Annotated in this window: 25 protein-coding genes; 7 read left to right on the plus strand and 18 right to left on the minus strand. The window is 34.4% G+C overall.

Features of this window, described 5'->3' with window-relative positions; translation table 11 throughout:
• Positions 1 to 50 precede the first annotated feature (50 nt).
• From B0A67_RS15240 to guaB, 3 genes are all read left to right on the plus strand, one after another.
• Complete coding sequence (locus B0A67_RS15240; protein ID WP_072956605.1) at positions 51 to 602, plus strand: hypothetical protein; 552 nt, start codon at positions 51 to 53, stop codon at positions 600 to 602.
• Positions 599 to 1,999, plus strand: coding sequence for a DUF5723 family protein (locus tag B0A67_RS15245; protein ID WP_072956602.1), 1,401 nt, complete (start codon positions 599 to 601; stop codon positions 1,997 to 1,999). Before B0A67_RS15240 ends, B0A67_RS15245 begins: the two co-directional genes overlap by 4 nt.
• A gap of 502 nt (positions 2,000 to 2,501) precedes the next feature.
• Entirely contained in the window at positions 2,502 to 3,974 is a 1,473-nt protein-coding gene (guaB, locus tag B0A67_RS15250) for an IMP dehydrogenase (RefSeq protein WP_072956599.1), read from the plus strand.
• A gap of 166 nt (positions 3,975 to 4,140) precedes the next feature.
• Here the strand turns inward: guaB and B0A67_RS15255 are convergent, their stop codons facing one another.
• From B0A67_RS15255 to B0A67_RS15340, 18 genes are all read right to left on the minus strand, one after another.
• Positions 4,141 to 5,286: an FAD-dependent oxidoreductase gene (locus B0A67_RS15255; protein ID WP_072956596.1), complete on the minus strand. Its 1,146-nt coding sequence runs from the start codon at positions 5,284 to 5,286 to the stop codon at positions 4,141 to 4,143.
• A gap of 102 nt (positions 5,287 to 5,388) precedes the next feature.
• Positions 5,389 to 5,979: a TetR/AcrR family transcriptional regulator gene (locus B0A67_RS15260; RefSeq protein WP_072956593.1), complete on the minus strand. Its 591-nt coding sequence runs from the start codon at positions 5,977 to 5,979 to the stop codon at positions 5,389 to 5,391.
• Between the two features lie 332 nt (positions 5,980 to 6,311).
• On the minus strand, positions 6,312 to 7,193 hold the full coding sequence (locus tag B0A67_RS15265) for a L,D-transpeptidase (protein WP_072956589.1): 882 nt from the start codon (positions 7,191 to 7,193) through the stop codon (positions 6,312 to 6,314).
• A 144-nt stretch (positions 7,194 to 7,337) separates the two neighbouring features.
• Positions 7,338 to 7,928 carry a hypothetical protein gene (locus B0A67_RS15270; RefSeq protein WP_072956586.1) on the minus strand — a complete coding sequence of 197 codons (591 nt, stop codon included), beginning with the start codon at positions 7,926 to 7,928 and terminating at the stop codon, positions 7,338 to 7,340.
• A gap of 129 nt (positions 7,929 to 8,057) precedes the next feature.
• Positions 8,058 to 8,639: an NUDIX domain-containing protein gene (locus B0A67_RS15275; protein ID WP_207557347.1), complete on the minus strand. Its 582-nt coding sequence runs from the start codon at positions 8,637 to 8,639 to the stop codon at positions 8,058 to 8,060.
• 55 nt (positions 8,640 to 8,694) lie between these two features.
• Positions 8,695 to 9,966 (minus strand): adenylosuccinate synthase, encoded by a 1,272-nt coding sequence (locus B0A67_RS15280; protein ID WP_072956580.1) that lies wholly within the window; start codon positions 9,964 to 9,966, stop codon positions 8,695 to 8,697.
• A 96-nt stretch (positions 9,967 to 10,062) separates the two neighbouring features.
• Positions 10,063 to 10,521: a Fur family transcriptional regulator gene (locus tag B0A67_RS15285; RefSeq protein WP_026981862.1), complete on the minus strand. Its 459-nt coding sequence runs from the start codon at positions 10,519 to 10,521 to the stop codon at positions 10,063 to 10,065.
• A gap of 89 nt (positions 10,522 to 10,610) precedes the next feature.
• The gene (locus B0A67_RS15290) at positions 10,611 to 12,833 is read right to left on the minus strand and encodes a RelA/SpoT family protein (RefSeq protein WP_072956576.1); all 2,223 of its coding nucleotides are present in this window, start codon (positions 12,831 to 12,833) and stop codon (positions 10,611 to 10,613) included.
• Positions 12,834 to 12,977: 144 nt separating this feature from the next.
• A complete protein-coding gene (locus B0A67_RS15295) occupies positions 12,978 to 13,766 on the minus strand; it encodes a TrmH family RNA methyltransferase (RefSeq protein WP_072956573.1) in 789 nt (262 codons plus the stop codon).
• A gap of 206 nt (positions 13,767 to 13,972) precedes the next feature.
• A complete protein-coding gene (locus B0A67_RS15300; RefSeq protein WP_072956570.1) occupies positions 13,973 to 14,902 on the minus strand; it encodes a DUF2167 domain-containing protein in 930 nt (309 codons plus the stop codon).
• A gap of 45 nt (positions 14,903 to 14,947) precedes the next feature.
• Positions 14,948 to 16,033: a phosphoglyceromutase gene (locus B0A67_RS15305; RefSeq protein WP_072956567.1), complete on the minus strand. Its 1,086-nt coding sequence runs from the start codon at positions 16,031 to 16,033 to the stop codon at positions 14,948 to 14,950.
• Positions 16,034 to 16,151: 118 nt separating this feature from the next.
• Positions 16,152 to 17,483, minus strand: coding sequence for a DUF58 domain-containing protein (locus B0A67_RS15310; protein WP_072956564.1), 1,332 nt, complete (start codon positions 17,481 to 17,483; stop codon positions 16,152 to 16,154).
• Positions 17,484 to 17,517: 34 nt separating this feature from the next.
• On the minus strand, positions 17,518 to 18,132 hold the full coding sequence (locus tag B0A67_RS15315) for a hypothetical protein (protein WP_072956561.1): 615 nt from the start codon (positions 18,130 to 18,132) through the stop codon (positions 17,518 to 17,520).
• Between the two features lie 55 nt (positions 18,133 to 18,187).
• Complete coding sequence (locus tag B0A67_RS15320) at positions 18,188 to 19,201, minus strand: AAA family ATPase (RefSeq protein ID WP_072956559.1); 1,014 nt, start codon at positions 19,199 to 19,201, stop codon at positions 18,188 to 18,190.
• Positions 19,202 to 19,421: 220 nt separating this feature from the next.
• Positions 19,422 to 20,627 (minus strand): DUF4350 domain-containing protein, encoded by a 1,206-nt coding sequence (locus B0A67_RS15325; RefSeq protein ID WP_072956556.1) that lies wholly within the window; start codon positions 20,625 to 20,627, stop codon positions 19,422 to 19,424.
• Positions 20,620 to 21,393, minus strand: a complete 774-nt coding sequence (locus B0A67_RS15330) for a DUF4129 domain-containing protein (protein ID WP_072956553.1) — start codon at positions 21,391 to 21,393, stop codon at positions 20,620 to 20,622. The genes B0A67_RS15325 and B0A67_RS15330 overlap by 8 nt, the downstream gene beginning before the upstream one ends.
• The gene (locus B0A67_RS15335) at positions 21,386 to 22,336 is read right to left on the minus strand and encodes a hypothetical protein (RefSeq protein WP_072956550.1); all 951 of its coding nucleotides are present in this window, start codon (positions 22,334 to 22,336) and stop codon (positions 21,386 to 21,388) included. Before B0A67_RS15335 ends, B0A67_RS15330 begins: the two co-directional genes overlap by 8 nt.
• Positions 22,336 to 23,301 (minus strand): stage II sporulation protein M, encoded by a 966-nt coding sequence (locus B0A67_RS15340; RefSeq protein ID WP_072956548.1) that lies wholly within the window; start codon positions 23,299 to 23,301, stop codon positions 22,336 to 22,338. The genes B0A67_RS15335 and B0A67_RS15340 overlap by 1 nt, the downstream gene beginning before the upstream one ends.
• Before the next feature lie 20 nt (positions 23,302 to 23,321).
• Between B0A67_RS15340 and B0A67_RS15345 the strand changes: the two genes are divergently transcribed.
• From B0A67_RS15345 to B0A67_RS15360, 4 genes are all read left to right on the plus strand, one after another.
• Positions 23,322 to 24,065 carry an RDD family protein gene (locus B0A67_RS15345; protein ID WP_072956544.1) on the plus strand — a complete coding sequence of 248 codons (744 nt, stop codon included), beginning with the start codon at positions 23,322 to 23,324 and terminating at the stop codon, positions 24,063 to 24,065.
• 138 nt (positions 24,066 to 24,203) lie between these two features.
• Positions 24,204 to 25,052, plus strand: a complete 849-nt coding sequence (locus B0A67_RS15350) for a hypothetical protein (protein WP_072956541.1) — start codon at positions 24,204 to 24,206, stop codon at positions 25,050 to 25,052.
• 7 nt (positions 25,053 to 25,059) lie between these two features.
• Positions 25,060 to 25,485, plus strand: a complete 426-nt coding sequence (locus B0A67_RS15355) for a PH domain-containing protein (protein ID WP_072956538.1) — start codon at positions 25,060 to 25,062, stop codon at positions 25,483 to 25,485.
• A gap of 50 nt (positions 25,486 to 25,535) precedes the next feature.
• Complete coding sequence (locus B0A67_RS15360) at positions 25,536 to 26,138, plus strand: trimeric intracellular cation channel family protein (RefSeq protein WP_072956518.1); 603 nt, start codon at positions 25,536 to 25,538, stop codon at positions 26,136 to 26,138.
• Positions 26,139 to 26,256: the final 118 nt, after the last annotated feature.

Consider the following 26,256-nt stretch of genomic DNA (forward strand, 5'->3'; position numbering starts at 1 on the left):
CAATATATAACAAATAAAAGACGTTTTTTGTGTATCCAAATACCACTTCTATGAAGTCAAATCTTATCAATAGGATTTCTATACTACTATTTTTATCCGTTTTGTGTCTTTCCTGTTCAAGCGATCTTGATTTTAATCAGACTAAAGATCTAAAATTAGAGCCTGTTTTTGTGGCTAATCTGGCTTATTTTAATGTTCCTGCAACTGAACTCGCTAATACTGGCGGAGGTCTGGTCGTAGGTGATGTACAGGAATTTGATGCTTTTAAAGAAAAGTTCTTTAGGGACAACCTGGTAAAAGCAGAGCTTAATTTCGAATTAGAAAATACTATAATCCGATCTTTTACTGTCGATGTAGTACTTTTAGATGCCAATAATAAAGTACTAGAAACCGACTCCTATCCAATTCCGGCCTATTCCGGCGGTTCAAATATTGTGAAATTTCCAACTGAAGTATTCGAGAACCAAAGACTAGAGCTGTTGAAAAAAACAGTAAAAATAGCTTTTTATGTCAGAATGGCGGCGGGACCACCGTTAGATCAAAATAGTACAGGAAGTTTGAAATTACGCTCAGGTGCAACTGTTTATATGGTAATAGAATGAGAAAAGTATACCTGATTTTAGTCCTGGCTTTTCAAATTTCGTCTTTTGCCCAAAACAAAGAAGTATTATACAATTTTACATCCATTCCGCAATCTTCACTCGTAAATCCCGGAGCAGATGTTTCGTATAAATTCTATTTCGGAATTCCTGTTTTGTCCGGAGTTTCGGCAAATATAGGGTCTAGCAGTTTTTCTGCTTATGATTTATTCGCCAATAATGGAGTCAATTTTAATGATAAAGTCCGAAACATTATCAATAACTCTTCCGGTCAAGACAAAACTCAGGTCAACCAACAACTCGAATTGTTTTCCGGAGGTTTCAGGGTTGGAGGTAAGGAAAGTAAGTCTTATATTTCGTTTGGAGCCTATCAGGAATTTGATTTCTTAATGTATGTTCCAAAAGACCTTGCTATATTGGCCTTAGACGGAAATAGAGATTATATCGGTAAATCATTCAATCTGGCTGACTTAAATGTCAGAGCCGAAGTGCTGTCTGTATTTCATGTAGGATTTCATAAAAAAGTAAACGACAAACTTGTTTTAGGAGGTCGTGCAAAATTGTATTCGAGCGGAGCAAATGCAACTTCGACTAAAAATTCAGGGTTTATTTATACAGGTCAGAGCACGGGAACGCCAAATGTTTACAACCAGATCATCACCTCAAATTTAGAGCTTAAAACGTCCGGTATTGCCACATTTACAAAAGACGAATACGAAGGGAATATTGCCAAAGATATTGCACACAATACTTTCTTTAACGGAAGTTTAGGTTTAGGAGTTGATGCCGGACTGACGTATTATTTTAAGGATAATCTTCAATTTACAGCGAGTGTTGTCGATCTTGGTTTTATAAAGCACACCAAAGATATCGAAACCCTGACTTACAAAGGAACCTATCAATACAATGGCGTAAATCCTAGTTTTGATCCAAAAAATCAACCTGAAAATGTTTTCGATGAGTTTGAAAAAGCCATACCGCGAGATACACTTTATAATAAATATACCACCTGGCGACCAACCAAATTCTATTCGTCACTTCAGTATTCATTTGGTGAATCACGTTCAGATGATGATTGCAATTGTAGAGGAAAAGTAGCCCGAAAGTATGACAATGCAGTGGGCGGACAATTGTTTGTGATGTCTCTGCCTGCTGAGCCTTTTGTGGCGCTGACTGCTTTTTATAAACGAAGTGTTTTTGAGAAACTGGATGTCAAAGCAACTTATACCTTCGATTCATATTCTAATAAAAATATAGGTGTAGGAATTTCAGGGACACTCGGGAAACTCAATATGTATCTTCTGGTCGATAATGTCCTCGAATATAAAGATGTCTCAAAAGCCAATAGTATAGCATTTCAGTTTGGTTTCAATTTTATTTTCCAGAATTCTGACGATTAATTTACCATATAAGTAATACAAGTTCATTTAATTCTTAGTTTAGTTGCTACTACTTTACGTATAATTCTCTCCCGAAGCCAATGTCATTAAGTTAAGCTTTTAGAAGATAAAATTATTACAAATCAAATCCGTTTTTATCCGCGTTTTTACGAAGTAAATCTGTTTTATCCGCGTCAAAATTAGACGCTGATTTTACTGATTCGCTAAAGCGAAAACGCTGATAAAAATGGATTTTTCTAATTACTGTCTAAACTGTTAAGTAATTTTATAGATTTCCCACTTAACTTAATGACATTGCCCGAAGCCTCGGTACGCTCGAACGGATCAACCTTATTATTCAGATTAAGAGAAATTAAATGAACTTATATTACTTATATGGTTCAAAATGGGAGAGGTCTTTTTTGTAGCCAGTTTCGTGTAAAGTTAAATTTATGAATAAGTTAGTATTCAAGTTTCCAATTTATTCACTATATTTGCACGCAATTCAACTAGAAATTGCAACATGATAGCACACAACTCCAAGATTATCGGCGAAGGTTTAACTTACGACGATGTATTATTAGTACCTAACTACTCGAATGTGCTTCCTCGCGAAGTGAGTATCAAATCAAAATTTTCACGAAATATAACACTTAACGTTCCAATAGTATCAGCTGCTATGGATACTGTTACAGAAAGTTCTATGGCAATTGCTATGGCACAAGAAGGCGGAATTGGTGTTTTGCATAAAAACATGACTATCGAGCAGCAAGCTGCGAAAGTAAGAAGAGTAAAACGTGCTGAGTCCGGAATGATTATCGATCCGGTAACTTTGCCAACGAATTCTACAATTGCAGATGCAAAAAATGCCATGAAAGAATTTGGAATTGGCGGAATCCCAATCGTTGATGAAAACAAAATCCTAAAAGGAATTGTTACCAATCGTGATTTGCGTTTCGAAAAAAACGGAGCCAGACCAATCGCTGAGGTAATGACCAGTACCAACTTAGTTACTGTTGCAGAAGGAACTTCATTAGAACAAGCCGAAGTAGTTTTACAAGGACATAAAATCGAAAAATTACCGGTAGTAAATGCTAACTATGAATTAGTTGGTTTAATTACTTTTAGAGATATTACAAAACTGACTCAAAAACCAATCGCTAACAAAGACGTTTTTGGTCGTTTAAGAGTAGCTGCAGCCATTGGTGTTACCGGTGATGCGGTTCAAAGAGCAGAAGCTTTAGTTGCTGCCGGAGTAGATGCTATCATTATCGATACTGCTCACGGACATACTGAAGGTGTAGTAAATACATTGAAAGAAATAAAATCAAAATTCCCAAATATTGATGTCATTGTAGGAAACATTGCAACTCCGGAAGCAGCTAAATATTTAGTGGCAAACGGTGCAGACGGTGTAAAAGTTGGAATCGGACCTGGTTCTATCTGTACAACCCGTATCGTTGCAGGTGTTGGTTTTCCACAGTTTTCAGCAGTTCTTGAAGTAGCTGCGGCTATCAAAGGAACCGGAGTTCCGGTTATTGCTGATGGTGGAATTCGTTATACAGGAGATATTCCTAAAGCGATCGCTGCAGGTGCTGACTGTGTAATGTTAGGATCTTTATTAGCAGGAACAAAAGAATCTCCGGGAGAAACTATTATCTTCGAAGGAAGAAAATTCAAATCTTACCGCGGAATGGGTTCTGTTGAGGCAATGCAAACAGGTTCTAAAGACCGTTACTTTCAGGATGTTGAAGACGACGTTAAAAAATTAGTTCCGGAAGGAATTGTAGGTCGTGTTCCTTACAAAGGGGAATTAAACGAAAGTATGCTTCAGTTTGTTGGTGGTCTTCGTGCCGGAATGGGATACTGCGGTTCAAAAGATATTCCAACTCTGCAGGAAACCGGACGTTTTGTTAGAATCACGTCAAGCGGAATCACAGAAAGTCATCCACACAACGTTACTATTACAAAAGAAGCTCCAAATTATTCAAGATAATTTTTAGTTTTCATTATAAAACAAAAGGCATAAGAGTTTGATTCTTATGCCTTTTTTGTTTTTACTTAATAGATTTGGCGCAATCTTGTCATATCACAAAATCACGCACAAATTATTGACTTTCAGATTAAATGAACTTACATCGCTTATATGGTAAAAAAAAATATTAAACCCCGCCACGGCTATTCAGGATTTTCTCAGTTGTAACATCTGAATGCAGTAATTCCTCCATTTGGTAAGTTGTACGTTGTGCTTCTAAAGCATAACCGAACATTTTTTGTTCATAATCATCAATTGCCGATTGTAGATCTGAGAACTCGCCATTAGTTAAATTCTCTGTCAATTGATACGCATCCATTAATCCCATATTTACACCTTCGCCGGCAAACGGAGGCATTAAGTGTGCCGCGTCGCCAACAAGTGTAATATTTGAATGGTTTTTCCAGGATTCTTCTAAAGAGAACAAGCGTAATGGCAATCCCCAAAAATCTGTAGAAGCGTTAAAGAATTTTTTATAATCTTCATTCCAGTTCTCGAATTTTTTATTCAGAAAAGCAATTACAGAAGCATTGTCTTCAAAGTCAATTCCATTATTTAAAACCCATTCTTCATTTGCTTTAAAAGAAACACCAAAATGCACAGAACCATCGCGTAAAGTGTGGCTATAAAACATTTTTTTTTCCCCCATTGCCATTACATTTCCATCACCGTATTTAAGTTTGAATTCAGGATAATCTTGATCCGGATTTTCAATTTCTCCCTGAATAATATAAGTTCCCGAAAGTTGAGGTTCTTTATCGGTTACAAATTTTCTGGCATTTGATCTACCGCCATTGGCAACAATTACAAAATCAGCAGTTGTTGTATTGCCGTTTTTGAATTCCAGATGATATTGTTCTTCAACTTTTTCTATATCGATCAATTGACTGTCCCAAACTACGGTTTTTTCCTGTAGATTTTCCAGCATGATTTTTCTCAAATCATTTCTGTCAATTTCAGGTCTTGAATAAGCATTCTCTTCAGTAGGCATTTCTTCCGAAGTAATATTCCCGTGCATATCCGCCATTTTTTCTCCGGTAGGTCTTGCGTATTGATAAAACTCATTCATTAAATCCGCTTTTAGGATCGCTTTTTGTCCTGAATCAGCATGTATGTCCAATGTTCCGCCCGAGGTTCTTGCCTGAGCATTCAGGTCTCTTTCATAAACCGTTACATCAGCACCGTTAATTTGTAAAATTCTCGCTGTTGTCAATCCAACAGGTCCGCCGCCAATAATGGCGATTTTTTTGTTTTTTATAAGTGAAGTATTCATTTGATTTTTATTTAATTGATTTTTTTAGTTTGAATTTGATACCGTTATTGAAATTAACATTGCAATTCATATTAATTTTTGAAATTGAAATTGATTTTTTAATCAGGGAGTCAAAGCTTTTATAACCAAATTAAAAGCTTCATTCCTAATTTCCTCAGTAAATACAAAAGCTTTCCCTGACATAGATTTGCCTTCTCTGTGAAGTTCTAAAAGCGAGTAAAGAGATCCGTAAGCGATGCTCCAGAAAACCTCGAAAGTAATGGGAAGAAGTTCTTTATTTTCAATTGCCTTTGTGATAAATTTTGACATTTGTTCCTTAAAGTCTGTTGTGATTTCTGCTAAAATAGCATCGCCATAAGTAGAATGTTTTAAAAGCTCGAAACAAGTAGTCTGTAAAGAAAAATTAATAGCAAACTTAGAGCGGTTGTCCCATTGCCTGCGTAACCCATCAACAAAGGGCATTTCGGGAGAAAAACCGACGAGCATTTCTTCGAAGAAATTTTTGCCAATTTCGATTCCAACTTTCCTGATTAGATCTTCTTTATCGGAATAATAGATGTAAAGAGTTGCTACAGAAACCCCGCATTTTTTCGCTAACCGATTCATTCCAAATCCTTCGACACCTTGTGAAACCAGCATTTCAATAGCTTTTTGTTTGACGATTTCTTCTTTATTGATATCTCTTGTTCTCATGATTTTACTTAATTATGATGCAAAGATATTAATAATAAATGAACGTTCGCTTATTTATTGTTAAAAAGGTTCAAAGGCTCAAAGAGGTAGAGGGACAAAGGTTAAGGTAGAGAAGCACAGCAGTGCGTTTATTTGAGGTTTTAATAGAATAGCCTCCCGTTTTCGCTCGAGGTTTTGTAAGAGTTAGTTATAAGTGGCTTTAGCCAAATTTAAATAGTAAAAAGAACTTTGTGTCTTAGCGCCTTCGTGGCATAAAAGCATTAAAGAAAAAAAAACTGCTACCATAATTCGTCAAAATTATAATAGCAGCTTTTCCTTGGATAACAATGTATTTATGGAGTAGCGGTTTGTTCTGACGCTCTGACTTTTTGATTTTCTAAAATATTTGGTATAAAAGGTTTTGTTTGTGTTTCTATTTCAGCTTCTGAAATGTCCAATGCTTTTGGATCTTTGACTAATTCAAACCATGGTTTTGGTTCTCCAAAAGGATAACTTCCAAAAACAATTACCGGAGTTCCTTTTACTTTTACATTTTCCTTGTCTTGTAATATCCATTCATCGGCAAATTTGTAAAGGAATTTAGCATCAGTTTCTTGTAATCGTAAACAAGAATGTGAAGCAGGATAACCCGGCAGTGCATATTCGTGAAAACCAACACCTAATTTATTTTCGATATTAAAATTCCATTTTAAGTCCCATTCGTCATTAAAAGTGCTGGTTGTTTTTTCAGCTTTCCAATTGGTAAAAAATAATCCGGTTGGAGTAGGATCTTTTTTTCTTCCCATATTAGTTGGACCTGTATAGACCAATTCACCATTCTCATAAGCAGCAAATGCCTGAGCCGGATAAGAGAAAATGATTACTTTAGAAACTTCTTCTAAAGCAGTTACATGTAACGGAAAAGGAAGATAGTACACGATATCACCCGTAAAATCCGCCGGAATTACAACTGAGTCTAATTTTGAAAAGTTTGCTTTATCCGTTCTGTTTAGCGCATAAGCAATACGAAGTTTAGCGCTGTCAGATTCATTTGTTTTTAGCCATTCTTTTGTTTTTTCAAAATGATAGGCAACAGATTTAGGCTTTGTATGCTCAATTGTTTTTTTTGGTTTTGCTTTTTCTGTGGTTTCAGTTGATTCATTCTTTTTGCATGAACCTAATAAAACTAAAATTAATACAAGTACGATATTGGATGTGTAATATAACTTTTTCATAAAACTGGTTTTTTATTTATGTAAAGTTATTTTAATCATCGGTATAATGAATTACACAATTTTTTGAATTGGTTTCGAGATTTACATTACAACGCATTTGAAAAAGAATTGAGCTTAATTTAAAGAATATTTAGAGGTCTTAGATTATTTTTCTTCAAAAATATCAATTATCTTACTTTTAAAAATGTTGGAATCAAGATCTTCCCATACATCACTTATCTCGTTGCTCTCATAGGTTTTTTGTTTAATCCACTCACCTTTAAATTGCACAAATAATGTGCATTTGATTTTAAATTTATGTGGTGCATTATATCTTGCAATATTTGGAAACTTGGCAAATACATACCTTTTTACAGTCGTACTCTTTGCGGATACTACAATGGGTAAAATTTCAGTAATAGTAGCTGAGTCATTAAATATATCTGTGTATTCTCGTATAGTAACAAAATCAATATTTTCTTTTTGTTGACCAGTTGAAATTTCAACCACCAATTTCACATCATCTAGACACTCGGTTTTACCGCCATTATTAAATAGTGAAATATTTGCAAAAATTACCGGTATTATGCTGTTATCAGTTTTTGTTACATAAAGTTTTACTTGTTTTCCGACTGCGGATTTTAGTTTAAATGAGTAATTACTATCCCAATAAGTATATCCAGAAACTACAATAGCTATAAAAGCTAAAATTACTGCTACTATATCCCAATTATTAGCTGACCAACTTGTATTCATCTTTTTTTTAGCAAATATAGTTGATTGTAAGTGTATGGAAAATCTAAACAAAATATTTATTTAAGTAAATACTTTTATTTGTTTCCTGCCTCAATAAATTTTTAATCTTGTCAATTCTGTCATTTATTTCTAAAACAATCCTTTTATCTTTGCATGCTGTAGTAATAAAATGGTTTTAGCATCTGTAATTTCACCGGATTCAATCATGTTGTAAGCTTCTTCAAAAGTATATTCAAGTACTTCAATATTTTCCTGTTCGGCGTCTAATCCGCCGCCATCATTTACTTTCATGGTTTCGTCGTATTCTCCAACAAATAAATACAAGATCTCTGTTACGGAACCTGGCGACATATAGGTTTCGATTACTTTTTGAACTTTTTGCAAACGATAACCAGTTTCTTCTTCGGTTTCACGAATTACGGCTTCTTCAGCATTGTCCTGATCCAAAAGTCCGGCGCAAACCTCAATCATCATTCCGGTTTTGTTTCCGTTAAGGTAAGTCGGTAAACGAAATTGTCTCGTCAGGATAACTGTTTTTTTTGAAGTATTATACAATAAAATAGCAGCTCCGTTGCCTCGGTCATAAACTTCACGAATATGAGATTCTACTTTACCGTCTTTCTTTTGGTAATCGAAAGTTACCTTGTTTAATATGTACCAATTGTCTGAAAGTAATTTCGTTTCGGTAACTTTAATTTCTGGATTTTTCATAATAAGAAATCTTTTGTATAAAAAAACGCTCTGGTTATCAGAGCGTTTAGAAGTATTATTTTGTTATTGTTTGCTTTCTGTCTGGTCCAACAGATACAATCTTAATTGGCACTCCAACTTCTTCTTCAATAAACTCAATATATTCTTTTAGTTCAATTGGCAATTGCTCGTAAGTAGTCAATCCCGTTAAGTCCGCTTTCCATCCTTTAAATTCTTTATAAACAGGAGTTACGTTTTCCGGCTCGATGTTATAAGGAAAGTGAGAAATGTTTTGTCCTTTGTAGTTGTATTCTGTACAGACTTTCAAAGTTTCGAATCCTGAAAGAACGTCGCCTTTCATCATCATTAACTGAGTTACTCCGTTTACCTGAACAGCATATTTTAAAGCTACAAGGTCTAACCATCCGCAACGTCTTTGTCTTCCTGTAACAGATCCAAATTCGTTTCCAACTTTTGCCATAGTAGCACCAACTTCGTCAAAAAGTTCCGTTGGGAAAGGTCCGCTACCAACACGTGTTACATAAGCTTTAAAAATTCCGTAAACTTCTTTGATTTTGTTAGGAGCAATTCCTAAACCAGTACAAGCTCCGGCAGCAGTAGTATTTGATGAAGTTACAAATGGATAAGTTCCAAAATCAACATCTAATAAAGATCCCTGAGCACCTTCGCATAAAATAGATTTACCTGCTTTTTGGGCCTGGTACATATATTCTTCACTGTCAATGAAATCTAATTTTTTTAATTCTTCGATAGCTTCAAAAAACTCTTTTTCAAGTTCAGCTAAATTGTATTGAATCGCTACATCATAAAAAGCAATCATTGCTTCATGCTTGTCTGCCAATGCTCTGTAACGGTCTTTGAAATCTTCTAATTCTATATCTCCAACACGCAATCCGTTTCTTCCGGTTTTGTCCATATAAGTTGGTCCAATTCCTTTAAGAGTAGAACCAATTTTTGCTTTACCTTTAGAAGCTTCAGATGCTGCATCTAATAAACGGTGTGTTGGTAAAATTAAATGTGCTTTTCTTGAAATGATCAGTTTGCTTTTGATGTCAAGGTTGAATTTTGCTAAACCTTCGATTTCTTTTTGAAAAACTACCGGATCTATTACGACACCATTACCAATGATGTTTATTGAATTTTTATGAAAAATTCCAGAAGGAATGGTTCTAAGTACATGTTTGATTCCGTCAAATTCTAATGTATGTCCTGCGTTTGGTCCTCCCTGAAAACGTGCAATAATATCATAATTAGAGGTAAGAACGTCAACAATTTTTCCTTTACCTTCATCTCCCCATTGTAATCCTAGTAATAAATCTACGGTCATTCTGTTTTAATTTGCGTTGAGGCACTTTGAGTTGCCCTACTGATTAATGTAGTTAATTTTCTTTTTTTTTTATTTTTTAAATAATGCCTTTCCGGATTATTGTTTTTGCTTTTTGTTTCCGTAGAAATACAATGAATGATTCGTGATTTCGATATCAAATATTTCTTCGATTGTTTTTTTGATGGTTTGAATTCTTGGATCGCAAAATTCGATTACCTCACCAGAATCAGTCATGATAATATGATCATGCTGTTTATCAAAATATGATTTTTCGTAGTAAGCCTGATTTTGTCCAAATTGATGTTTTCTAACCAAAGCGCAGTCTAACAATAACTCGATCGTGTTGTATAAGGTAGCTCTACTCACGCGATAGTTTTTGTTTTTCATTTTGATATATAAGTTTTCTATATCAAAATGCTCTTCGCTATCGTAAATTTCCTGAAGTATAGCATAACGCTCAGGAGTTTTGCGATGCCCTTTTTGCTCAAGATACATTGTAAAAACATTTTTTACAATTTCTTGATTTTTAGTGTTGTCAGTTGAAATGAGTGTCATATCCGGCAAAGATAAATTTTTATTTTTAATGAATAAAAGTTTCGGGTTTAAAGTTTAGTTATAAAACCCTTATAGATAGGTTAAAAAGTTTAGGTTCTGTATTCTCTGGTCACTTTATCAACACCATCAATTTTTTTAATCGCATTAATCATTTTTTTCAGGATGGTATTGTTCTGAACAATTACAGCGATCTGACCATGAAAAATTCCGGCATCTGTACTCAGCGAAATACTCTGGATGTTGACGCTCATATTGTTCGAAATTACTCTTGTTAACTGGTTTGTAAGTCCTAATACATCCATTCCGGTAATGTTGATAATGGCTTTGAATTCTTCCTGTGATGAATCAATCCATTTGGCACTCATAATACGATACGCATAATTCGACTGCATTCCGATTGCGTTTGGACAGTCTTTTTTATGAACTTTTATACCTTCGTTTATGGTTACAAATCCAAAAACGTCATCTCCCGGAATTGGGTTACAGCAAGGCGAAAGTTTGTAATCGAGTTTATCGTGCTCAGTTCCAAAAACCAGCATGTCATAATTACTGCTCATCACAGGTTTATGAATGTCTTCTGCAGCGGTCGTTTCTTTATTTCGTTTAATTTTATTTTTAAAGAAATTGATAAACGTATTGCTTTTTTGAGCTGCGTAATCCTTTAACTGCTGATTTTCGATCGCTCCAATTCCAACTCTGTAAAATAAATCTAAACTGGTTTTGAGTTTAAAAAAGTTTACTAATTCGTTGATAACTTGTTCGTTGATCGTTATTTTTAAATGTCTTAGTTTTCGGGTAAGTAATTCTTTTCCTTCTTCAGCAATTTTTTTGGTGTTCTCGTTAAGAACATTTTTTATTTTAGTTTTGGCTCTTGAAGTCGTTACATATTCTAACCAGTTTACTGTTGGTTTTTGGTTGGCAGAAGTAATCACTTCGACCTGATCGCCACTTTTTAATTCGTGATTTAACGGAACCAAACGACCGTTTACACGCGTTCCTCTGGTTTTTATTCCAATTTCGGAGTGAATACTAAACGCAAAATCCAGGGAAGTAGCACCTTTAGGCAGCGATTTGATTTCTCCCTTTGGCGTAAAAACGAAGATTTCTTTTGAATATAAATTCATTTTAAAATCTTCTACAAAGTCAACGGCATTGGTTTCCTGATTTTCCAGTGCTTCGCGAAGTAAATTCAACCAGACATCTAAACCGCTTTCTTCTGTAGCTCCGTTTTTGTATTTGTAGTGTGCTGCATATCCTTTTTCTGCAATTTCATCCATACGTTCGCTTCGAACCTGCACTTCGACCCAACGGCCTTTTGGTCCCATCACGGTAATGTGCAACGCTTCGTAACCGGTTGATTTTGGAGAAGAGATCCAGTCACGCAAACGACTCGGGCTGGGTCTGTAATGATCTGTTACAATCGAATAAATTTTCCAGGCGACAAATTTCTCATCGTGCGGATCTGATTTATAGACAATTCTTAAGGCAAACTTATCGTAAACTTCGTCAAAACTCACATTTTGAGCGCGCATTTTGCGACGAATCGAATAAATAGATTTCGGACGGCCTTTGATTACATAATCGACACCTTCATTGTCTAAAGATTTCTTTAAAACTTCTGAAATATCTTTGATATACGCATCCTGCTCTTCTTTTGTTTCTCTTATTCTGCTGACAATATCATTATAAACAGCAGGTTCAGTATATTTTAAACCTAAATCTTCGAGTTTGGTTTTAATATTATAAAGTCCTAAGCGATGGGCGAGGGGAGCATAAATATAAAGTGTTTCTGAAGCAATTTTGGTCTGCTTGTATTCTGCCATCGAGTCCATGGTTTGCATATTGTGCAAACGATCTGCCAGTTTTATCAAAATTACACGAACATCATCGTTCAGTGTAAGGATCATTTTTCTGAAATTTTCTGCCTGCATCGAAGCATTCAGGTCTTTTTGTACCAATGAGATTTTCGTCAGACCTTCGACCAGCTGAGCTACTTTGGGGTTGAATAATCGCTCAATATCTTCGACTGTCATAGGAGTATCTTCTACAACATCGTGCAATAAAGCCGCAGCAATAGAGGTCGCTCCCAAACCAATTTCAGAAGCCACAATTTTTGCAACTGCAATAGGATGAAAGATATACGCTTCGCCAGATTTACGTCTTTGTTCTTTATGAGCATCAACGGCAACGTCAAATGCTTTACGGATAAGTTTTTTGTCTGTTGGACTTAAAGTCTGATAACTGATTCGAAGTAGTTCTTTGTACTCTTGGGCAATTGCTTTATTTTCTTTCTCAATGTCTATTTCTATCATAACGGCATGGTTCAAGTACTAAAAATAGTAATAAGTTACAACATACACAAGAGAATGGATTGTTGATTTGGGACTAAAAAGGTCGATTTTTTAAATTCTAAATTCCAATAAAAAAGAGCGCAGCGATTTTTATAAATCGAAAATCTAAAACCCTCGTTGGCGTTTCGCTTCGAAAATTAAAATAGCTGCAGCAACAGAGACATTCATACTGTCGATTTCGCCCTGCATGGGGATTATAATATTTTGCGTTGCAGCATCACGCCAATCCTGTGTGAGTCCCGTAGCTTCTGTACCTACAACCAAAGCAGTTGGAGTAGTAAAGTCCTGTGTATGATAAGAGGTTGAATTTTGTAAAGTAGCGCAGTAAAAATTGATCTTTTTTTCTTTCAGAAAAGCAATGATTTCAGCTGTTGTTCCTGTTGCAATTTGGTTCGTAAACAAACAGCCAACACTGGAACGAACGATATTTGGATTGTATAAATCACTTTTTGGGTTGGCGATCAAAACAGCGTCTAGATTTGCGGCATCGGCCGTACGCAAAAGTGCACCAATATTTCCTGGCTTTTCTGGTGCTTCGGCCACAATAATCAAAGGGTTATCAGATAGTTTTAAATCTGATAGTGACATCGATTTGGTTTTGGCTATAGCCAAAATTCCTTCGGTGGTATCGCGATACGCTAATTTTTGATAAACTTCTTTGTTGATTTCGATTAAAGAAACTGGTGTGTCTACCAATTTACTAATCTGATTTTCAGTAACCAATTCCGGTAAAAATAAAACCGTTTCTATTTCGTAACCGCCTTTTATTGCCAATGAAATTTCACGAAGGCCTTCAATCAAAAATGTTCCGGTTTGTTTTCTGGCTTTCGCCTTTTCCTGAAGTAAAACAAGTGATTTTATAAACGGATTTTGTATTGAGGTAATTTGTTTCATTTTTTTTAAGGTACTTAGGTTCTGAGGCGCTAAGGTACTGAGATTTTTTTTAAAAGTTGCAAAGGTTCAGAGTTGCAAAGGTTCAGAGGTTTAAAACGAAATAACAAAAGGTTGCCACGAATTATACAAATTTTTACAAATTAATGTTTAATTCAATGCGAATAAAAATTAGCGAAAATTCGGGTGATTCATGACAAAAAATAAAATTATTCTTCCTTATAATTGTTCTCTTCTAAAGATGCTGTTTCTTCTTGTATTTTTGTTGTTACCTGATTTTTTTTACCAAAGAAAAATTTTCTTATAGCTGCAAAACCGGCTGCAATCGCTAAAAATATGATTTTACCAAATTTAGCAATGATTGCAAAGAAGCCAACTTTTGCCAAAACTTTTCCGGCTACTAATCCGCCAATAGTCCAGGCTGCGACAGTATCTGTATCAGCATCAAAGTCAAGGTATTTATGACCTTCATTAAACTCAACACTTTTTAATACTCCCGGAATACTGGCTTTTACTTCTGCAAGTTCATCCATTCCTGCAACGGCAGAGATATTGTACATTCCTTTTCTTCCTAAAACTCTTAAATCATAGTTTAAAGTATTAGCTTCATCCGTGCCGAATTTTAATTCTTTGGCCCAATGCAATACTTTTAAATTATTGTCGTAATATGGTTTTGATGCCCAGCCTACTAATTGCACTTCTGGATAACCGCCTTTTTTGCGTTCTGCATTTTCTGCCTGAACATCTTCTTTCATTGTTTTCAGCAAATCATCGTAGTCAATATCTCCGGCATCATCATCTTTTACAAAGCCATCTCCGCGGTAACTAATGACAAACATCCAACTGTTGCTGTGTGTAACGCCTTTTCCGTCAGGAACAAGCGATCCTAAAACGCTTTTATCTTCAGGATTTCCCCATAAGTTGCTTAAAACATCCTGTGTTTGCGCTGCATTTAGGAATTTAAATCCTTTAGGAACATTAAGAATTCCTTCTCCTTCTGATAAAGTGATTTTTCCGGATTCATATTTGAAAGATTTTTCGATCTTATCATAATACGCTACAAGTGTATCGTTTGTTTGTGCTAGTAATTTTGGACTGAAGACAGTCATTAAAAAAAGAAATACTAAAGTTTTTTTCATTTTGGTAAATTGGTTTTGGTTGGTTGTTATTTTTTGTTTAATTTATTATTCCTGAAATAGTTCTGTAAATTCATTGGCAACAGGATGTGATGTTGTAAACGTGTATCCCATAATTTTGGCAATGGTTTGTGCGATTTGTTTTTGATACAATTGCGATGCTGTTTTGATTTCGCCTTTAGGTGCAATTTCTGGTCCAATTGCGGCAAACCAAATTTCAGATGCACCCGGAACATCGGCGCCATGATCTGTCCATTGTGTTTTTGTTTTATCTCCGCGGCCATGATCAACAGTAATCAATAAAGTTGTTTTGTTTTTGTATTGAGGATCATTTTGTACAAAATCCCAAATTGCTGCAATCCATTTGTCTACCTGATTGGCAGCGTCAAGATAGGATCTGTAATGTCCGGAGTGTGCCCATTCGTCAGTTTCTCCGTAGGCAATATAAAGTACTTTTGGTTTCTTGGTTTTTAGTTCATCTAAAGCCTGATAATGCGTGAAAACATCCAGACATTCATCTTCATGAAAAGGTTTAAACGAATTGTTGCTCATTTCGTTTAGCAGTTTTTGAGTGGCTGTTGGTTTATTTCCTCCCACATTATCAAAAGCAGATATTACAGGAAAACCACTTCTTTCTTCGTTTAAGATTCGGTCAAAAGCATCCCAGGCACCAAAAGCATTTACTTTGCCTTTTAGTTTAGGCTGCTGGTTTAGAAATTCCAAAACATTGACATTTGGATTTGCTTTATAACTATTAGAATTAACGGCAACATCTACATTTCCGGTCATGATTTCGCTGTATCCGGGATAACTGAACCAATACGGATTCGAAACATCTACCTTATTCCCTAAATCTCGATTGCCATAAATCTGACCTTTCGAAACAATTTCTGACCATAAAAAAGGCATTATTTTTTTGCGGGATTCCTTGAAGTCTGAACTTGAGTATTTTTTGTAAATATAAGTACTATCGCCCTGATTGAATTTTTTGTCGTTGGCAATTGCAGGATCAATTCCTTTAAAAACTTCCTGCCATCTAAAACCGTCTGTGGTAATAATGATAATGTTTTCGGTTTTTTGTGCCAATGATTTATAGCTTAATAAAATGAACAGAATTAGGATTGATTTTTTCATTTTTTATTAATTTGAAATTACATTGATTCGTTTGAATTTTGTTTCAAAACTACTTAATTTAATTAATCAATTTTTACGTGATAACGTAATGTAACTATAAATTAATACAACATAAAAATTACAAAATCCCTCTTGCTTTAATCTCCAGATATTTATTAATCGCATCTAAAGTCAGGTTTTCGGGCTGTGTTAAAACCGAATGTATTCCGTATTTCTTCAATTCATTAGCGATTAAACGTTTTTCGAACATGAATTTTTCGGCAATTACTTTATCATAAACTTCCTGAATGGTGTCGGTTTTTTTATTGATAATGGCATTTAGTTCTGTATTACTAAAGAAAACGACCACTAATAAATGGTTTTTAGCAATTCCCTTTAAATAAGGTAACTGACGATTTAAACCGTCCATGGTTTCAAAATTAGTATACAAAATAATCAAGCTTCTCTGATTGATGTTTTTCTTGATGTCAACATACAAACGGCTGTAATCACTTTCGAAAAAATCAGTTTTGATATTGTATAAGGTTTCCAGGATTTTTTGCATCTGCGAGGATCTTTTCTCCGCAAAAACTCTGTTCTCTACTTTTTTAGAGAACGCAAAAATTCCGGCTTTGTCTTGTTTTTTCAGAATTACATTCGCTAAAACTAAGGTCGAATTAATAGCATAATCGAGTAAACTCAATCCGTCAAAAGGCATTTGCATGACACGGCCTTTATCAATCGCCATATAAACAGATTGTGATTTTTCGTCCTGAAACTGGTTGACCATCAAAGCATTTTTCTTTGCCGTGGCTTTCCAGTTTAAGGTTCTAAGATCGTCGCCTTGTACGTATTCTTTAATTTGCTCGAATTCCATCGTATGGCCAATTCGGCGAATTTTCTTGATTCCGTATTGATACAGATTATTCGAGAAAGCCAATAAATCGTATTTTCTCAGCTGAATGTAAGACGGATAAGCGGGAACCATTTTATCCTTATCGAACGAATATCGCTTAGAAATTAATTTTAAAGGAGAAGAAGCATAAATATTGAGATAGCCAAAATAATATTCGCCACGTTCTGTGGGACGCAAATCATATCCAATTTCTTTTTGTTCAGAAGCTTTGATTGTTTTTACAATTTTGAAATCGCGTACCTGAAACTGAAACGGAATCTCGTCTATGATCTTAACTGAAATCTTAAACGTGTAGTGATTTTTTATTTGGATTTTTACAGGATTCAGATCACCGTTAGAAAGTTTTTCCGGTGTTATCCTTTCTGCTTCTATTCCGGTTTTTGTTATGTATAAAAGTAAAATATCAATCCCTAAGAAAGTGACCAAAACCAAAACAACAAACCAAACGGCATTGTATAAATTTGGAAAAATAAAAGCGCAAACAAACAATCCAATGATGCCTAGAAGCACATAGAAGAAGAAGTTATTGAGGTAAAGGCTTTTTATGAATTTCAATTTTAAGAATATTTAAAGTTTAATTTTTTAATTCCTATATTTTAGTGAGGCTGTTGTAATCAAAGCCTTCTAAATAAGCGATTTTCCAGATGCCGTTTTCTTTGACTGCTTTTACGTTATATTTAGCTTTATCCTTCCATTCCGTCCATGTCCAGTTTAAGCTAGCTTTGTTATTCTCTATTTTTATGATGTTTATCTTCATCGTTTTCCAATATTGTTCCGGGCTGTCCTGACAATCACACCACATATTGGCATCATTGCCATACGGAGGTAAATCACCAACAAGATATTCCATTTTTTTAGTTTTAAGATTATCGCCAATTTTCAGTCCAATCTTATTATAATTGTCCAGGAATTCCTGTGCAAAAAAGTTCGTTTTTTTTAGTTCTTCCAGTCTTTTGTTGTGTGCTTGTAAATTCAAACCAATGTATTTGTCTCCTTTTTTATTTTCAACAACATCAAAATCATTATTTGAGTTTTTGGTTTCCACCCATTCATACGTTTTTCTCAGTAATGTTTCAAGTTGTTGTTTGTCAGTTAAAAAGTAGATTGATGTATTTGTATTGTTTGCCTGTTTTGTATTCATTGGTGTAAAACTTACCAAGGAAATACAAAGAAGAGACAGAAGGAATAATGTAGAAAATTTCATTTAAAAAAGTTTGTTATTAAGCATAAAGTCTGAAAATTGCCACTGCCACTGAAAACTATCTCGGAATCTCTACCGTTTCAATAATTTGCCTGATAATTTCAGAGCTGCTAATTCCCTCCATTTCACGTTCCGGTGCTACGATAACACGATGCTGCAAAACCGGAATTGCTGCTTCTTTGATATCTTCGGGCGTAACAAAATCACGTCCGCGAATGGCTGCAAAACCTTTGGAAGCATTTAGAATAGCGATTGAAGCACGAGGCGAAGCTCCTAAATACAAGAAGGCATTTTCGCGCGTGTTTACCACAATTCGGGCAATGTATTCTAATAAATTTTGTTCTACCCTGATTTGTTTTACCAAAGCCTGATATTCTTTGATTTCGGCTCCGGAAAGTATGGTTTTTATAGTTTCAAGTTTTCCTTGATCCTGCAATACATGTTCTCTTTGTATGATCAGGATTTCTTCGTTTAGTTTTGGATAATCAATTGTGATTTTGAATAAAAAACGGTCTAATTGTGCTTCCGGCAAACGATAAGTTCCTTCCTGCTCAATTGGGTTTTGTGTTGCAATAACCAAAAATGGCGTTTCGAGCTGATAAGCAGCTCCGTCAATTGTGATCTGGCGTTCTTCCATAACTTCAAAAAGTGCTGCCTGTGTTTTGGCGGGAGCACGATTGATCTCATCAATTAAAATCAGGTTAGAGAAAATAGGTCCTTTTTTAAATTCAAACTCTGAATTTTTCAGATTAAAAATCGAAGTTCCTAAAATGTCCGATGGCATTAGATCCGGTGTAAACTGAATTCGGCTAAAACCAATATTCAGGGTTTTAGACAATAGTTTAGCTGTAATTGTTTTGGCAACTCCGGGAACGCCTTCCAGCAAAACGTGACCATTTGCCAAGATCGCAACCAAAAGCTGATCGATCATTTTGTGCTGTCCTACAATAACCGTTTCGAGTTCTTTTTTGATATTGGTTACGTGATCCAGAAGCGGACCTAAGTTTAGTCTGGTTTCAAAATTCACATTTTCGTTTGTGATTTCGTTTTCTGTTGTATTGATATCGTCCATATTGGTATGTTTTCGGGTTGTTTTTTTACCACAGATTAAAGGATTAAAATGATTTTATTAAAATTTATTAATTTTTTCTAATCTGTGTAATTCTTTAATCTGTGGCAAATATTTTTATTTAATTCTCTATTAATTATGTCTTTTTTGCAACAGATTAGAATGATTCTCACAGATTTAAATATCATTTTAATCCTTTAATCTGTGGCAAATATTTTTTTATCTAATGTATAATCTTTTCTATTGCATTATTTATTCTAATTAAATCTTCTTCAAGACTTCCGTGATAGCTATTTCGATGTTCGTTGATCAAAAATACAAGTTCTTGGATGTCAGTTTCGCTTTTTCCTGTTTTATGATGTAATTTTTTAATAAAAGTATCGTCCAGTTTTGTAGTGTCAATCAGATATTCAAGCCTGATTTTTTCTAAAAAGTAAATGATTTTTTTATCGATAATATTTTTATGATCGCCTTCCTGATAATATAAATTTCCTATTGTTTTTGTAAAATCAATTGTTGAGTTTGGTAAAGGTTTCAGTATCGGAACAATGCGCTGTTTTCGTTTGGCATTAAAAACAATAAAAATCAACATTCCGATTAAAAAGAGGTACCATGCCCATTTTAGTGCCGGCTGACTTAAGATATAACGTAATGGCGAACCGGAAATGCTTTCATTGTTTTGTCCTTTTGTATACCAGAAAACATCGCCTTTTGGCAGGTAAGATAAAACACTTTCTGCATATCGGTAATGATCTGATTTCAGTAAATTAAAATTGGTAAAAGCGACAGGCTGTGTGTGCAGATAAAAATAGCCGTTTTTATAGGGTACTTTTATATAATTGATGTGCTTTTGTTTTAATTTATTGCTTTGATAACCTAAAACGGTGGTGTTTAAAGTATCAATTTTAGAAAAATAATCTTCGATGTTTTGCGCGAAACTATATTTTTTTGTTGTCAGTTTTTTGTTTGCCAGCCAGACCAAAGTAGATCCTGTTGGCTGCAATGGCGAAATTACTTCGATTTTTAAACTGTCTAATAAAAGTTTAGGAAATGCCCTCATGCTCAAAAAAGCACTGTTTCCGTGTGATACAAAATAGAAAATCTCCTTAATAGACTGATCGTCGATTGTATTTGATTCTGATATGTTGATGAAGGTTCCTTTGATTTTATAATCTTCTTCTTCACTATTGTCATCATAGTTGGCATCTAAAAACTCATACGGTGTCTGCGTTGCAATTCGTTCTACTTTATGATTTTTAAAAAAGCCATTGATTTCTTTATCAAAAACATATAATCCGTACGGAATCTTGTCATTGACAGCATAGGTTGGGCGCCAGTCAACAGGTTTTGGCTGGTCACGGTCTGTTATTAAAATTAAGGCTAAAATTAAAACCAGAACAGCAATGTATATTTTGATACTTTTATCCATTACTAAAGGTTTTTATAGCATTCTTAAATCGGCTTTCGGCTTTTATAAATGAGGTTTCATCGATTTCGAATTCACCATACCAGATATAATTGTATAAATAAGACAGGTAAGTAAATTCTTCTTTGTGAATTGGTTTTTGAAGCTCGTATAAATAATCAGAATTTGTTTTTTCGATATCCCATTCGATATAATGATTTTGTGCCATAACCTTTAATAACCAAAGATAATAATAGCGTATAACGACTCTTTTTTCTCCGGATTGAAGGCTTTCTTTGATGAGTTTGTCAAAATCCAGAAGATGAATGTTTTTCTCAATATCAGAGTAATAGATATTTCTTTTATTAGAGTTTTTGCCAAAAATCCATTGTCCTTCTTTATTGATAATGGCTTTTGCAATTAAATAAATCACAAAAATGATGATGAGAACTGCGATTGTTTTTAGAAAAATCCCCACATAATTGATGGAGGTTTCGGCACTTTGTTCCTTAAAAATACTTCTATAGATTTTAGCAAGCCATTCTGTAAAACGCTGCCATAAACCCTTTTCAGGAGCTTTGTATTCATAAACAAAGTCAGAGCCGGTATATTTTTTCCTGAAATTTCTAGAAAATGTTTTGGCCTCTACAGTACTTGAATCAATCTGAATGTCTTTTTCAGTGTATTTAATGGAGCTTATTTTTGGAGGCTCAGCCGTATTCAAAGAATCCTGAGCATTGCTGTTGCCCCAGAAGAAAAGAAAAGTCAGGATAAGGAGAATTCTATTCATTATGGGTTCCAATTAAATCAATATCAGTAGCTGAAGTTTTGTTTTCGGTATCTAAACTATAATAAATAATCCCTTGATTAATTACTAATATGTTATTAAAAATAGTGCTTATTGCAAGTAGTATAACAAATATTGCCGTTATCGTAAACAGTAATAGTGGCGAGCCCTCAATTGGTTTTACATCGAAGTCAGGATTTACCAGTACGGAACCCAGAAATATAAAGATACCGATAAAATAAAAGAATAAAGTGATAGATCCCTGTATCATCTGTATTATGACCATGACTATAAAGGTGGCGCCTATTATCGACCAGAAATCTTTTTTCAGTAAAATGTAAGCGTGATTTAAAGACTGGAAAAAGCTTTTTTCCTGAGTAAGATAACTATAAAAACTAAAGTTTATAAAAGCAAATATAGCAGGAATCGCAATTACTAATAACGGGAAGCCAATTAAAACAAGGCACAGAAAAAACAATAAAAAAATAGTCACAAATAAGATTGGAAATACGATAAACAGCATGCCAATACTGAACTTTAGCATTTTCCAGATATTCTGTTTAAAACCGGATAAAATCTCTTTTGACGTGAAGTCATTTGTATTTTTTTCGGCAATCAGTTTTAAATATAAAATAGGATAAGAGGAGTTGAATAGTGATACGATGACCAGTATAAGAACAAAAAGTACTACTATACCAATTAGAAGTGGATAGCTGTTGTTGAAATAATTGAGAAGATAATCTCCTTGTGCGTCTTTTAGCTTATTATCGAACAAAAACTTGAAATTAATTTTCAGGAACCAATACATTAACGCACCTGTTACCAGCAGCATACCGGTATTGATCAGGAAAAAAATCCTGAAAAAATGTTTTCCAAAAAATTTAAAAAAAGTAAAAGAGTCTACTATATAGTCGCCGAGTTGTCGTTTTTTGGAAAGTTCAAACATTATAATGAGGTTGTTTTTTTGTGAACAATGAAAGGATAAACTAAATAATAAAATGAAATTATTCCCAGTGTAAATAAGATGATAAAACTACTTAACCAGTTGGGCATGTCGATAGAATATCGGGTAATAAAACCTTCAAGAAATCCGGCACTTATGGTAAAAGGAAATGTACTCAGAAATATTTTAAAACTGTTTTTAAATCCTATTTTGAATGAGTTGATTCTAGAGAATGTTTTAGGAAATAGTATTGAAGCTCCTAAAATAAATCCTGCGGCAGTTTCGATTACAATCGCAAAAATTTCCATCGAACCGTGAATCCAGATACCACGGACACTTTTCCAGAAAACGCCCTGCTCATAAAAAAAGTACTGAAAAGATCCTAGCATCAATGCATTTTGAAGGAAAATATAAAAAGTTCCCAAACCGCCAAAAATCCCGTAAATGTAACATCTTGCGCCTACATAAAGATTGTTCATTGTAATACCGATAAAACTTCCCCAGTTACTTCCGGATCCGTAAACAGCCATTGGATTTCCCTTTTTTATATTATCCAGCGTCATGTTAACGTAATTGTCTCCTAAGATCAAACGGACAAAATTTTGATCGTATCTGGCCGAAACAACTCCCATCGCAACTGTGGCAAAAAACAAGATAAAGGCATACAGCAAATATCTCCTGTACTGATAGAGGAGTAGAGGCACTTCAGTTTTAAAGAATTCTAAAAATCTGTTTTTTTCAGTTCGCTTGGTTTTGTAAATTTTTTGATAAATCTGCGAAGCAAGATGATTTAAATACACGACTGTCTTACTTTTTGGGTAATACGTTTGGGCGTAAGATAAATCATTCATCATTTGAATGTACAAATTAGCTAACTCATCAGGATTTTTTTTAGCTTTACCAAAAATAGCGAGTTCAAACTCCAGCCATTTTTCTTTATTTTGTTTTATGAAGGCGACTTCTCTCATTGCAGGCTAAAATATAAAATATGTCAGAATTATCTATTAATACAACACAAAATGTTAGAATAAATTTTATTGCCGCTTCGCCGGGCGAACGTATCGGATCTTATTTTATAGATCTGGGTATCAAAGTTGCCTATGTCACGGTGATTTCCCTTGTGTTTTTTTATTGGTTAAATTTCGATAAATTATTCCAGACCTTAGATAATTGGTCGAAGTTTTCGATCGTTTTGATCCTTTATTTCCCGTTTTTTATTTATTCCTTAACCTTAGAAAGCATTTTTGAAGGGCAAACCATCGGGAAAAAATTAGTCAAAATAAAAGTCGTAAAAATAGACGGTTATCAGGCAGGATTTGGAGATTATTTAATGCGCTGGTTTTTCAGGCTGGTAGACATTACACTTTTGTATGGAATAGTGGCAGTGGTAAGTGTTGTTTCGAGTAAAAAAGCGCAAAGATTAGGCGATATGGTTGCGGGAACTGCCGTTATAACTTTAAAAAATAAAATCAATATCAGTCATACAATTCTTGAAGAAATAGGAGATTCTTATGTACCTACTTATCCTTTGGTGATTAAATTATCTGATAATGATATGCGAATTATTAAAGAAACATTTCAAAATGCCGAGGCAAGACATGATCATGAAGTCATTTATAAATTGGTGGCTAAGATTGAAAGTGTAACAGGAATTAAAAACCAATCAGGTAACAACAGTGATTTCCTGAGGGTTATTTTGAAAGATTACAATTTCTATACGCAGAATATGTAATTAATTCGGTTTTTAATGAGTGTTTATTTAGAATTTCGTAACTTTGAGTATGCGCTTATTTTACAAATTTAGAGCGTATTTTTTATAAAAAGGCGAATCCGAAAAGCCAAAGAGTAGGAAAATTTTAACTTAAATACCATGAACTTCACAAAAGTTATTACCGTAATAGTACTACTGTTCGTTTCTGTTTTTACTTTCGCTCAGGGCGGAAAAAAGCTGGATAAAATAATTAAAAGAGATTATCAGATCATTGAATGTACGATTGCTAAAATGTCTGACAAAACGGTTGAATATTCTTTGCCGGGAGAAACAATGCAAATCGCGCTTGATGTATCTCAAATTGCCAGAATTGATTTTGCCAGCGGTCGTTCGCAAACTTTTGATGTCTCTGCAGGAACTGCAACATCAGATAATACAGGTCAGGTAATTGCTGCTGCAGAAATGAAACCCAATACAATTGCCGTTCTGCCGGTTCCTTACGTGAATTCCGGTACTATGGAGAGTTCTGAGGAGATGGCGAAATTTGCTCAAAATGACCTTTATAATAAACTGTTAGACAAATCTGCAAACCTTTTTCCGCTTACGGTTCAGGACTTAAGAGTGACCAACAGCCTGTTGCATAAAGCGGGAATCGATTATAAAAATATCGATGAAACGCCAATTGAGGATCTTCAGAAAATCCTGGGAGTTGATAATGTTATTGCTGCTAAAGTTTCGTTTACTATTACTGAAGGTTCTACGGCTTCGACTTACAACAGCGGAAATGCTAAAGTAAGTGACAATAACAAAAAGGTAAAAACGAGCGATATTTCGACAACAACGGCCAGTAATCAGACTTACTATAATTACATGGTTTATTTTGACATGTATAAAAACGGAACCAAAATTTACTCTCAAACCCGTAAACCTTTCCTGAATATAAAAGACAGCTGGATGGATTCTATTACGTATTTATTAAAAAGAAGTCCAATTTACGTAAAGAAATAAGGGCTAAATGGAAAAATTTAAATCTAAAACGGATCTCTGGTTTGTCCTGTTTTTAATTTTACTCTTTGGACTAATCCTGGTAAGATTAATATATGACCGAAGCTGGATTGGTTTTGGTTTTATACTTTTGGTATCCGCTTTTATAGTTCATATATTTTTGACTACTTATTACACTATTAAGGATAATAAAGTATTGATAAAATGTGGTTTCTTTTATAATTTGGCAATTGAAATTAAAGATATTAAGAAGGTTTCCGAAAGTTATAATATCATAAGTTCACCCGCGCTTTCTTTTGACAGACTCGAAATTGTATATGATAAGTTGGATACAGTTTTGATTTCGCCAAAAGATAAACTTAGGTTTATTGATACGATTAATAAGATAAACCCTCAAATAGAAATAAAAATAAAGGATCAAAAACGACATAATTAATTCGGTTTTTGAATGTTTGTATCTGTACCTTTGCACCTAAAAAAAACAGCATGTTTCATTTATTAGATCTTATCGGTACAATGGCTTTTGCAATGTCAGGCGCTTTAACGGCAATGCATAAAAAGCTGGATCCGTTTGGTGTTTTTATTATTGCTTTTGTTACGGCCGTTGGTGGCGGTACGCTTCGTGATGTTTTAATAGGCAGAACACCGGTAGGATGGATGCTGAATTTGCAATATGTTTATGTGATAATCTTAGGTTTTGGCTTCGCAATTCTGTTTAGAAAAAAGTTTGACAGATTAAGAACTTCCTTGTTTTTGTTTGATACTATCGGACTTGGGGTTTTTACTTTAATAGGTCTTGAAAAAGGACTTGAAAAGGGTTTGCATCCTGTTATTTGTATTGCCTTGGGAACTATGACAGCTTGTTTTGGCGGTGTAACACGCGATATTTTGTGTACCGAAATTCCAACAATATTCAGAAGGGAAATTTATGCTACGATCTGTATTTTTGGCGGTATCGTATTTTTTGCGCTAAAAAAACTGAATTTAGATAATGATATTTTATACTTAACAACTTCAGTTATCATAATTACTGTTCGATTATTGGCGGTAAAATTCAAATGGTATTTACCGGCATTTGATCACAAATAACAGCTTTTGCAAATCAATCATCACATTCATTTTGGTAAATGAGGGTAGCAGAGTCAGAGTCATGATTTTGTACTTCAATTACTGAGTCGTCGAATTATTGCTTAAATGCTGAACAAGC

The sequence above is a fragment of the Flavobacterium aquidurense genome (genome assembly GCF_002217195.1).
GTDB lineage: Bacteria > Bacteroidota > Bacteroidia > Flavobacteriales > Flavobacteriaceae > Flavobacterium > Flavobacterium frigidimaris.